7 protein-coding genes and 1 riboswitch are annotated in these 11,045 nt (G+C 36.6%); of the genes, 6 read left to right on the top strand and 1 reads right to left on the bottom strand.

Annotation, left to right across the window (positions count from 1 at the left end; genetic code table 11):
• Nucleotides 1-242 precede the first annotated feature (242 nt).
• A complete protein-coding gene (locus tag A374_RS06000) occupies nucleotides 243-1,496 on the top strand; it encodes a helix-turn-helix domain-containing protein (protein ID WP_007201303.1) in 1,254 nt (417 codons plus the stop codon).
• Nucleotides 1,497-1,550: 54 nt separating this feature from the next.
• Nucleotides 1,551-2,789 carry a helix-turn-helix domain-containing protein gene (locus A374_RS05995; RefSeq protein ID WP_007201302.1) on the top strand — a complete coding sequence of 413 codons (1,239 nt, stop codon included), beginning with the start codon at nucleotides 1,551-1,553 and terminating at the stop codon, nucleotides 2,787-2,789.
• 116 nt (nucleotides 2,790-2,905) lie between these two features.
• Here the strand turns inward: A374_RS05995 and A374_RS05990 are convergent, their stop codons facing one another.
• On the bottom strand, nucleotides 2,906-3,643 hold the full coding sequence (locus tag A374_RS05990) for a SurA N-terminal domain-containing protein (RefSeq protein ID WP_007201301.1): 738 nt from the start codon (nucleotides 3,641-3,643) through the stop codon (nucleotides 2,906-2,908).
• A 211-nt stretch (nucleotides 3,644-3,854) separates the two neighbouring features.
• Between A374_RS05990 and pulA the strand changes: the two genes are divergently transcribed.
• The 4 genes from pulA (at nucleotide 3,855) to A374_RS05975 (ending at nucleotide 10,960) form a co-directional block, all read left to right on the top strand.
• Complete coding sequence (pulA, locus tag A374_RS05985; protein WP_007201300.1) at nucleotides 3,855-6,737, top strand: type I pullulanase; 2,883 nt, start codon at nucleotides 3,855-3,857, stop codon at nucleotides 6,735-6,737.
• 197 nt (nucleotides 6,738-6,934) lie between these two features.
• Nucleotides 6,935-7,084, top strand: a riboswitch (cyclic di-AMP (ydaO/yuaA leader).
• Between the two features lie 271 nt (nucleotides 7,085-7,355).
• On the top strand, nucleotides 7,356-8,030 hold the full coding sequence (locus A374_RS05980; protein ID WP_007201299.1) for an MgtC/SapB family protein: 675 nt from the start codon (nucleotides 7,356-7,358) through the stop codon (nucleotides 8,028-8,030).
• Between the two features lie 12 nt (nucleotides 8,031-8,042).
• Nucleotides 8,043-8,207: a hypothetical protein gene (locus tag A374_RS20490; RefSeq protein WP_156793143.1), complete on the top strand. Its 165-nt coding sequence runs from the start codon at nucleotides 8,043-8,045 to the stop codon at nucleotides 8,205-8,207.
• Nucleotides 8,208-8,551: 344 nt separating this feature from the next.
• Nucleotides 8,552-10,960, top strand: a complete 2,409-nt coding sequence (locus A374_RS05975; RefSeq protein ID WP_007201298.1) for a transglycosylase domain-containing protein — start codon at nucleotides 8,552-8,554, stop codon at nucleotides 10,958-10,960.
• Nucleotides 10,961-11,045: the final 85 nt, after the last annotated feature.

Genomic DNA, 11,045 nt, shown 5'->3' with positions numbered 1-11,045 from the left:
TTGTTAATGATGTCTAACAATTGGGGTGCAGTTCAACATTGCTTGGTCGTTTTTTTAGTGTGTTTTTTAATAGAGTGGTGTGTAATAAACACAGTATAAGAGGGGGAATTAGCATTTTTTAAACTAAGACTTGTTATACTTTGAAATTTATTTCATTAAATCTATTGAATTCACCTAAAATTATGATAAAATTTTCACGTGAAAATACTCCCTGTAAAGGAGTAAAGTGAGGGGATCGTGCTTTGGATGGCAACAAAATATATTATTATCGAAAAAAACGTGGATTAACACAAAAGGAAGCAAGCAAAGGAATATGCTCGGTCTCTTATTTAAGCAAAATTGAAAACAATAGTATAGTTGCTAGTTCAGAGATAATTAATCTTTTGTATGATCGACTAGAAATGACGCGCTCTTCTTATGATGAGACACAAATAGTACATATTAAACAAGAAATTCATGAGTGGCATCGTGCCTTAATTTTTCATCAAGAAGATAGAATTATGAGTGGTTATCAAAAAATAACAGAATTAATGCAGGATATGGATCACCCTAAATTGTTGCTTTTGTATTACACGGTTTGTATACGATTTCATTTATATTATGAGGAACAAACAAAAGCGAAAGAACTTCTTGATCAACTAGATTTATTAAATCAAGATAGAAAGATTGAAGATAACGAATTACAATACTTTATTGTATTTAATAATGCTTTATATGCCGAGATGATATGTGATTTTGAAAGTGCTCATGAATTTTATGAAAAAGCTTACTCTTTAGGCTCTGATATTGGAAAGAAGGACTCAGATTTTTTATATCATTTGGCATTTTTCTGTATGAAAATAGGGATGTTTCACCATGGCATTTTATTTGCTAAAGAAGCAATAGCCGATTTTGATGCTATTGCTAATTATAAAAGAAGTTTAGAATGCCACATACTTCTTGGAAGGTTAAACAGATACATAAAAGAATATACAACAGCTAAAGAGCACTTTAAAACAGCTTTAAATGCTACGCGAACAAATCCGGTCTTCTCAGAATTTATGGCTCCAATTCTTTATCATTTTGGTAAAAGTTTATATGATGAAGAACTATACGAAGAAGCAATTAAATTATTTTTAGAGAGCTATGACGTGACCAGCATAAACCATGCCCAAGTTTGTTGTGCGCTATCACGAGCGTATTTTAAGACGGATGACATAGAAAAGGCCCATTCTTGGTTAAATAATGGGTTTAATGCAATGGAAACCAAAGAGCAAAGTGTGGATTTGATTGAATTAATGCTCCATAAGTTCGCAATGAATAAAACGGAACATACTTCAGCTTATCAAGCATACGTAGAAGATACAGCCTTACCATATTTAGAAAAAACACAAAATCGCCTATTTTTACTTCATTTATATGAATCACTTGCAAACTACTATACAGCTAAACATGCTCATAAAAGTGCAAATAATTATTATATTAAGTTAAATAAGTTATATAAAAAATATGTGTAAGCAGCTTGAACTTTGTAGCTGTTTAGTATTGATAAAAAAGGATCGGTATTGAAAGTGGAAGGGAAAAAACTGTATTATCGAAGATTAAAATTAAAACTTACACAAAAAGAAGTCAGTGAAGGAATTTGCTCTGTTTCTTATTTAAGTAAAATTGAAAATAATACTATAGTACCGAGTAAAGACATTGTAATGGCGTTAAAAAAACGGTTGAAAATAAACGTAGATCTAGGTCCTACTCTAGATATAGGTAGCATTCGTCAGCAGATTATGTCTTGGCTAGATTATATTAACTATCGCAACGAGAAACAATGTTTATATGAATATAATTCATTGCGTGGTATCATTCATAAAGTTGATGATTTAGAAATTGTACTTTTATATAAAGTTATTTCTATTCGGTATCATATATTCTGTAAAGATTTTAAAAAAGCTAAAGTTGTAATCGATGATATTAAGCATATCATTACATTGAGCAATTCCGTTCATACCCGTTATTATTTTGTGTTTTTTGAAGCTATGTATGAAAATCAGCTTAAAAATCTAGATAAAACTCATAATCTATTTAAAGAAGCTGAAAAATTAATGATTGAAGGAAACATTGACGATCCTATATTTTACTATCATCTGGCCGTGTTAAACCTTGATTTGGGTTTTCGAGAAAAATGCATGTTTTTAGCTAAAAAAGCACTAGGTAAATTAGAAAAACAAGCTAACTATAAGCGCAGTACCGATTGTCATATCCTATTAGGAATATGTAGTATGTATTTCAAAGCCTATTCTATGGCTAGAAAACATTACTATATTGCATTGAGAGTTATGAAAAACAATCCGATTTATAGAGAAGAATTAGGTTGTGTGTTGCATAATTTAGGATTTTGTTATTTTTTAGAATCTAATTATGATAAAGCACTTCATTATTTAATGAAAAGCTATAAAGAAAATAAAGGTAATAATATAGAGTTCACCATATTTGTTATTATAAAAGCTTATATAAAAAAAAGGGATTTTAATCATGCTAGAAAATGGTTGCTTAAAGGGTATAAATCTATAAGTGAGACGAGTGTATGTACTATTTTATTTAAATTACTGGAACATCAAATAGAAAATTATATTCAAAAAGATGAGTATGAGCATTTTCTAGAGCAATCTGCTATTCCATATTTAGAGAAAAATCAATGTTACAAACTCCTTTTAGATGTGTATGAAGAGGCTGCACAGTATTATACTAAGCACTTTAAATATAAAAAAGCCAATGAGTATTATGCAAAACGATTTAAGTTAAGTGAAAAGTAAATATGGGTTTTATGAACGATTGAATTAGACAATATAGTAAATGATCAAACACCACTGAAAAGAATATAAATAAAGATAGAGCCAGAATGAAAACCCTCTGGCTCTATCTTTTTGTCTTACATCTTCAAATCAATTTTTGCATTCTTTTTCAATTCATCGACGCGTTTCATGATTTGTTTTTGTTGTTTTTCTTGTTCTATTTGTTGTTTGATTTGGGGTTTCACTTTATCAAACGCTGGTGCTTTTTGCTTTTTATCGCCACTGTTTTTAACATTTTTATCGTAAAAATCTTTTAGTTCTTGATCTGATACTTTTTCAGTGGGGATTTCTTTTTTAATATACTTTTTAATGGTTAGTCCATCTGTAATTTGTTTCTTTAGTTGATCTTCTGTTAGATGAGCTTTCTTAAGTGCATCTTTAAATTGTTGATCGGTTTTATAAGGCTTTTTCGTTGTATCAAATTCAGACGAAACTTCCTTAGCTGTTGGTTTGAACCCTTTCTTTTCAGCTTCTTGGAGCACGACTGAATTATTAACAAGATTATCTAACGTTTGTTTTTTTATTGCTTTTTCGCCCTCTTTACTTGTAGGGTCTTGTCCTGTTTGTTGCATTTGAAGTTGTGCGGAAGAAAGGGCGCGGTTATAGTCTTTACCCACTAACTCTTTTCCATTAACTACAGCAACAACTTTGTTCTCGTCCACTTTTTGGGCATTGAGTTTCTTTTGCATATCTTTCAATTGCTGCTCTTGTTTGTTTGAATTGTCGGCTTTGTCCTCTTTCTTATCCTTGTTTCCACAAGCTGCTAATGCAAAGGCAAGTAATCCGACGAGAAGTACCGTTACTAACTTTTTCATCTTGCCACTCCTTTCTTATGTCCATGTTGCGCATTATAAAGGATATACAGAAAAAAGGGAAATATAAGCACTATTTTTATAAAAAGTGTAGTAAGTGTATAGAAGGAAGTACGAGGGTAAAAAAGTTTATGCAAACGCTTTCTTAAAGAGACCGCCCATGATACAGTAAGGAGGTGTGCAGTTTAAGAGTATAAGCCTAGGGGGATTGACTATGAAAAACATAGGAAGGCGAATAGCAACGATTGTAGTTGCTTTATTCGTAATACTTGGAGGGAGCTTTTCAACCAGTTTCGTGCAATCGTTTGCAGTGGTCTCGAAAAGCACCGTAATTATTCATTATCAAAAAGGAAAGAATGATTCGAAAGACTGGAATATTTGGTTTTTCCCTGAAGGAAAAGAAGGGAAAGCGTACCCTTTTAACGGAGAAGATGCCTTTGGAAAGATAGCGACAATCACAGTGGAAGGCGCTATAAAAAAAGCAGGCTTTATCGTTCGAACCGATGCGTGGGAGAAAGACGGCGGCGACCGCACGATTACGCTATCGGGTGGCGAAGGGGAAGTATGGGTAAAATCAGGTGATGAGAAAACGTATAGTGAGCCACCAGATGGCGAATATCGAGAAACACCTGCGTATAAGAACATAGATGTAACTGTTCATTATAATCGTTATGACGGCCAATATGATGGTTGGAATCTCTGGGCTTGGCCGGAACATGGTAAAGGAAAAGCCATACCATTCACAGAAAAGGATGCCTTTGGAAAAGTGGCGAAAATGAAGTGGAATGACCTACAGAATGTTCATAAAGTAGGTATGATTCTCCGCAAAAGTGTCAAAGGGAACGAGTGGGAGCAAAAAGAATTTGGCGATCGATTTATTACGCGCTTTCAAGAAGATGGTTCTGCTGAGGTTTGGATTGCCCAAGGCCAAGAACGCGTTTTCTATGATGCCAGTGATCTTGACATTTCACCAAAAATTATTTCAAGCAACATTGATTCGTTTCACCGCATGACGGTAGAAACAAACATTCCATTTGATACAGAGAAGCATGGGCTCTCTCTAAGTGGAAAGGTTAGGATTCAAAAGGTTGTGCCTGTTAATGGCCAAAAAGTTACGAATAAAGTATATGTCTACACTAAGAAAGAATGGGATTTAACAAAGACCTATAAAATAAGTAAGAAAAATTTTGGAACAGCAAAAGCATCAATTGGTAAAGTGGTGCGAAGTAAGGCGTTTGATCAACGTTTTTTCTATAAAGGCAAAGACCTTGGGAATACGTATTCTAAAAAGAAAACTAGTTTTAAGCTATGGGCACCAACCGCAGCCCAAGCTGAGCTTATTATGTATGATCATTGGAATGATAAAAAGGGTCACGTTCGTAAGATGAAGCGAGGAGAGCATGGGACGTGGAAAGCAGAAGTAAAAGGCAATCAAGCAGGACGCTATTATACGTATAAAGTAAACGTCGCTGGTGGCTCTAATGAAGCTGTCGATCCCTATGCAAAAGCCGTGAGTGTAAACGGTGATAAGGGAGCTATTATTGATATAGCAAAAACCAATCCAACTCATTTTACAAAGAGAATGCCAAGCTTTTCGCCACAAAAAGCTGTTATTTATGAATTGCATGTACGCGATGCTTCTATTCATCCGAAAAGCGGCATTAAGCATAAAGGGAAATATTTAGGTGTTGCACAAGAAAATACAACTGGACCAAAAGGTGTTAAGACGGGCTTAAACCATATAAAAGATTTAGGCGTCACTCATGTACAACTCCTACCAATCTACGATTATCAAACAGTAGATGAAACGAAACTTACTAAACCTCAATATAATTGGGGCTATGATCCAAAAAACTATAATGCACCGGAAGGCTCGTATTCAACCAATCCCTACAAGCCTGCCGTGCGGATTAAAGAACTAAAAACGATGGTAAAAGGGCTTCATCATAATAACATGCGTGTCATTATGGACGTCGTTTACAACCATATGTTTTCAGCACAGCAATCTAGTTTTCATAAACTAGTTCCAGGCTATTACTTCCGATATAACGAAGATGGAACATTAAGTAATGGCACAGGAGTGGGGAATGATACCGCATCAGAGCGAAAGATGATGTCTAAATTTATCGTTGATTCTGTTAGTTATTGGGCGAAAGAATACAATTTAGACGGCTTCCGCTTTGATTTAATGGGCATTTTAGATGTAAAAACGATGAATGCCGTCCGAAAATCCTTAAACAAAATTGATCCATCTATTATTGTACTTGGCGAAGGCTGGGACTTAAATACTCCGCTCGATCCAAACGTTAAAGCCAATCAAAAAAACGCAAAAAAAATGGAAAACATTGCTCACTTTAATGATCAGCTTCGAGATGGCTTAAAAGGAAGCGTGTTCGAGAACGTAGATAAAGGATTTGTGAATGGACAAAGTCATAAAGAAGCTGCGATTAAGGAGGGTATAAAGGCAGGAATTGACTACCCATCATCAATTGCTTCGTATCAGCAACCAACTCAAGTGATTTCCTATGTTGAGGCACATGATAATTTAACGCTCTGGGATAAACTTACCTTAACAAACCCTACCGCTTCAGTAACTGAGCGCAAGCAAATGCATAAATTAGCATCTTCCATTGTATTAACTAGTGAAGGAATCTCTTTTATTCATGCAGGACAAGAGTTTATGAGAACAAAAGACGGCGATCACAACAGCTATAAATCATCCGATGCTGTTAATCAACTTGATTGGCAACGAGCCTATGAGTTTCAAGCAGAAAATAATTATGTTAAAGGATTAATTGCACTACGCAAAACACAACCACTGCTAACGTTGTCAACGGCAAAAGCAATTCGGAAGAGTGTATCATTTATCCAAGCACCAGCTAATACGGTGGTCTACTCTCTTAGAGGTGAAAATCAGAAAGACTTACTCGTTATTCATAATGCAAATCGTCAAGCGGTAACTGTAACGTTACCGACTAAGGGAACGTGGCGTGTTCTCGTTGATGGGAAGCAAGCAGGTACGAAAACGTTAGCGACTGTAAAAGGAAAACAAGTAAGTGTTTCGGCTATTTCTACCTTTGTACTTCAAAGAAAATAAAGTTCACTGATATTTAATGAAAATAAGCGAAAATATACTATTTTCTTTGATACTACCGTATGAAAAGCTAAAAAACGGATGATTTGTCTCGTTTTTTAGCTTTTTTTCCAATTTACAAGCAGAAGTGCTAGGAGTAAGATTATGGCTATCTTCCATCGCTCTCGCTCATTTTTCGAGAGCGTTGAAAAAAGAATAATGTGTCTTTATCGCTTAATTTCAAGTTTGAAAGCGGGGGAACCATTCTGTTATCCATTGATAGCATGGGGTGAATCCTAAAGGTTTTAGGTAGGGCTACTCTCTAGCCCGAATCCGTCAGCTAACCTCGTAAGCGTATGGAGAGAGGCGCCGCAATCGTGTAATTTACACGCTTATTTAGTGATGAGCTTTGTAAAGTCTACCGAAGAGTCCCTCTTCTGGTAGGCTTTTTTTTCGTCTTTCGATGCGCCAACTCGTAATGGTAGATGAAACACATTATAAATGGGAGAACAGTTTGCTTATAACATTAGGAAAGGAATTGTATGATGAGTGACTACTACCCGTAAAGCGTGAGACACGTATTAGAAGAAGGATGGAAGAAGCGTTTATCAATCGTAAAGAGAATAAAAGGTGACAAGTGGAATGGATATGGCAATCAAGCTAGGCGTTACTGTGTTGTTAGGTATGTTAATAGGTATAGAACGAGAGATTCGAAGGAAACCGGTGGGATTGCGAACGTGTATGGTTATTTCAATCGTTTCTTGCTTGTTAACAATTATATCAATCGAGTCCGCGTACTTATTTCCAAAAACAAATGAAGTGCGGATGGATCCGATGCGGCTGGCGGCTCAAATTATTTCTGGTATCGGTTTTTTAGGAGCGGGTGTTATTTTACGAAGACATAATGACGTTATATCAGGCTTAACAACTGCCTCCATTATATGGGGAGCGGCTGGAATCGGCATTGCCTGTGGTGCAGGCTTTTATTTGGAAGCCGTTTTGGCTGTTGGTCTAATATTATTTAGTGTAGAGGTTATGCCGGCAGTGATGAAACGGTTGGGGCCACGTTGTTTTCGTGAAAAGGAAATTCATATTTCACTAACCCTTCATAAAAATGTAATCGTTACGGATGTGTTAAAAAAAATTAAAGCGAAAGATCTTCATATAAAAAAAGTGAAAATTAAAGATTTACCACAACAAGAAAATGAAATTGATTTACATGTACTGATGAGCGATGAACGGTATACTTCAGAAGTTTACTATGAAATTAAAGCAATTGCTGCTATACAAAGTGTAGAAATTGAAAATGTGGCCTAGAAGGGATGAGGAATGATGAAAATTAATTATATGATGTTTGATCAATGGGAACGCTCAGAAGGAGTAGAAACGAAAGAACGAGCTTCAAAAGTATCACGGTATAAGAAACGTCAAGTTGATGTATGGAGTGCGCGTATGGAGCGTAAGAAAGGGAAACGAGGATTAAGAGAAGAGTAATTGATTATAGCTGCCACGTACAAAATGAGCAAACAGTGAGCGACCTTTTATATCTATGAGGTTGCTCTTTTTTTATAGGAAAGGAATGGCGCGCAACAGACTCGAAAAGTAGCTGCTAACAAAAGAGTTTACACTCATAATGAAAGGTTCTTGTTCATTTTTTATTTCATAAGGATTATAATAAGCGAATATGGAGGTGTAACATAGAACCTTTGTAACAAAAATGTAATATTTGAGTTTTCAAAGTGGGGGTTTATCTATTAAAATAGTATAATGTTAGTGATGAGGTAATTTAAACTATTTTAGTATAAAACGTCCATCGGATTAAATGAAGGAGAGTAGTCATGGAAAATAACACTTCATCTTCAAGAATGGATCGACGAAAACAAACCGGTAAAAAACCACCGTCAAAAAAAGAAAAAGTAAAGCCGACGGGTTTTCGTAAATTTCTAAAATACGGGTTTCGTACTTTTCTCGTTTTGCTTCTGTTAGTACTTGGAGGCGGAGGCGCGTATGCCTATAAAGTCATTCACGGAACACCGGATTTAGATCCTAATAAATTGAAGTATTCCAGCTCTTCTACGGTGTACGATATGAACGACAAAAAAGTCGCTTCTATCGTTCGCGGAGAAAAGCGGGATTATGCAAAAATTGATAGCATTCCACCATTAGTGAGAAAAGCCTTTGTAGATACGGAGGATGTTCGTTTTTATAAGCATAATGGTATTGATGCAAAACGTGTTCTTGGTGCAGTACTATCCAATCTCACGAGAGGATATGGCTCTGAAGGGGCTAGTACAATTACACAACAGGTTGTTAAGAATTCCTTTTTAACAATGGAAAAAACAGCAACACGTAAGCTTCAAGAAGCCTATTTAGCGATGCAGCTAGAAAGACAATATTCAAAAGATCAAATCTTAGAATTTTACTTAAATCGTATTTACTTTGGAAATGGAGCATATGGCGTAAAAACAGCGGCTAAGTTGTATTTTGATAAAAAGCTTGATGAATTAACGCCAGGAGAGGCAGCTTTGTTAGCAGGCTTACCTCAGCGACCAAACGGCTATGATCCATACAAATATCCGAAGAATGCGAAGGATCGTCGTAATACGGTTCTGTACTTAATGAATAAATATGGTGCTATTACAAAAGACCAAGAAGAAAAAGCCAAAAAACAATCGATTGAAAAAATGGTTGTGAAAAAGAAACAAGAAAAGCCACAATATGAAGCGTTCCTCCAACAAGTTGTTAAAGATGCTGAAAAGCAAGGGATTTCCGAAAAGGATGTATTCGAAGGTGGCTTGAAAATTTATACGACACTCGATCCAGATGCACAAACGCATGCTGAAAAAGTGTTAGAAACCAATGATTATGTTCAATATCCTGATAAAAAGTTCCAAGCAGGTGTTGTATTATTAGATACGAAAACAGGGCAAATTCGAGCGATCGGTGGTAGTCGTAATGATGCCAATACTGCTGTTGCAACAGGCTTTAACTATGCGACGGATACTGCGAGACAACCAGGATCAACGATTAAGCCTGTACTTGATTATGGTCCGGCTATTGAGCATTTAAAATGGTCAACAGCTACTGGAATAAAAGATGAGCCATTACAAATTAACGGAAAACAATTTCAAAACTGGGATCATCAATTCCACGGAACGCTTTCTATGAGAAAAGCGCTAGAGCAATCTTATAATATACCGGCTATTAAAGCATTCCAAGCAGTTGGTGCAGATCGTGCCAAGCAATTTGCTAATAACCTAGGACTAGGTTTAAAAGAAATCATGCCAGCGTATGCCATCGGAGGCTTTAAAACAGGTGTTTCTCCGCTTCAAATGGCTGGTGCTTACTCAGCATTTGGAAACAACGGTGTATACCATACACCAACGACTGTGCGAAAAGTTGTGTATCCGAACGGTGAAGAAAAGACGTATGAACAAAAAGGAAAACAAGCAATGAGCGAATATACGGCTTATATGGTAACGGATATGCTTCGCTCGGTTGTAAAAACGGGAACAGGGACAGCAGCCCAAATTCCTGGTCTTGATGTAGCAGGAAAAACGGGAACAACGAATATGCCAGCGGGTGTTGCTGGTGATGGATCCACGGATGCATGGTTTGCAGGCTATACGACACGCTATACTGCTGCCGTCTGGACTGGTTATGATCGACCGGGAGCCAATGCGTACGTTAGACATCAAGATCAAAATATTTCTAAAATGATTTTCAAATCTCTTGTCGGCTATGCTTCGCAAAATAAAGATACAGAGGATTTCCAAAAGCCTTCATCTGTTGTAGAACGCGGAGGAGAGCTATATGTGGAAGGAACTTCTATGCCAGCAGCACCACCAGAAGTATCAGATGATGATCAGAAAAAAGATCCTGCAGATGATGCAGACAAAGAGAAAGAAGATCAAGATCAGAAAGACGATGAAGATAAAAAGGACGATGATAACAAAGATAAGCCAAAAGATGGCGATCAACCACCAGAAGGTCCAACCACACCACCTGACCAAAAACCAGGCGATGGAGGCAACGATAAACCAGGTGACGGTGATAATAAACCAAAACCGCCAAAAGATGACGGTAAGCCAAAACCACCAGGTGACGGAGGAACAAATCCAGGAGATGGGGGTACAAAACCAACAGATCCAGGAAAGCCACCGAAAAAAGGGAATAATCCTAACGGTGGAGATGATCAAAGTCCAGCAAAACAGCCACAGCAAGTACCGAAACGTGAAGAAGAATAAGAGCTGCCCTCTATGCCTAAGAAGCATGGAGGGTTTTTTTGATTCAAAACGAGCGCTTTTCTGAGAATTTAGGGTATACCAATAA

This window comes from Fictibacillus macauensis ZFHKF-1, from assembly GCF_000269865.1.
Taxonomy (GTDB): Bacteria; Bacillota; Bacilli; order Bacillales; family Fictibacillaceae; genus Fictibacillus_C; species Fictibacillus_C macauensis.
Note: the sequence above shows the minus strand (reverse complement) of the source record. Positions and strands in the feature narration are given on the sequence as shown.

What these genes read in the sequence shown, in the direction of transcription:
- A374_RS05980 (WP_007201299.1), top strand. Translation starts at nt 7,356, where the DNA reads ATGGATATGGCAATCAAGCTAGGCGTTACTGTGTTGTTAGGTATGTTA.
- A374_RS05990 (WP_007201301.1), bottom strand. Translation starts at nt 3,643, where the DNA reads ATGAAAAAGTTAGTAACGGTACTTCTCGTCGGATTACTTGCCTTTGCA.
- A374_RS05975 (WP_007201298.1), top strand. Translation starts at nt 8,552, where the DNA reads ATGGAAAATAACACTTCATCTTCAAGAATGGATCGACGAAAACAAACC.
- A374_RS20490 (WP_156793143.1), top strand. Translation starts at nt 8,043, where the DNA reads ATGATGAAAATTAATTATATGATGTTTGATCAATGGGAACGCTCAGAA.
- pulA (WP_007201300.1), top strand. Translation starts at nt 3,855, where the DNA reads ATGAAAAACATAGGAAGGCGAATAGCAACGATTGTAGTTGCTTTATTC.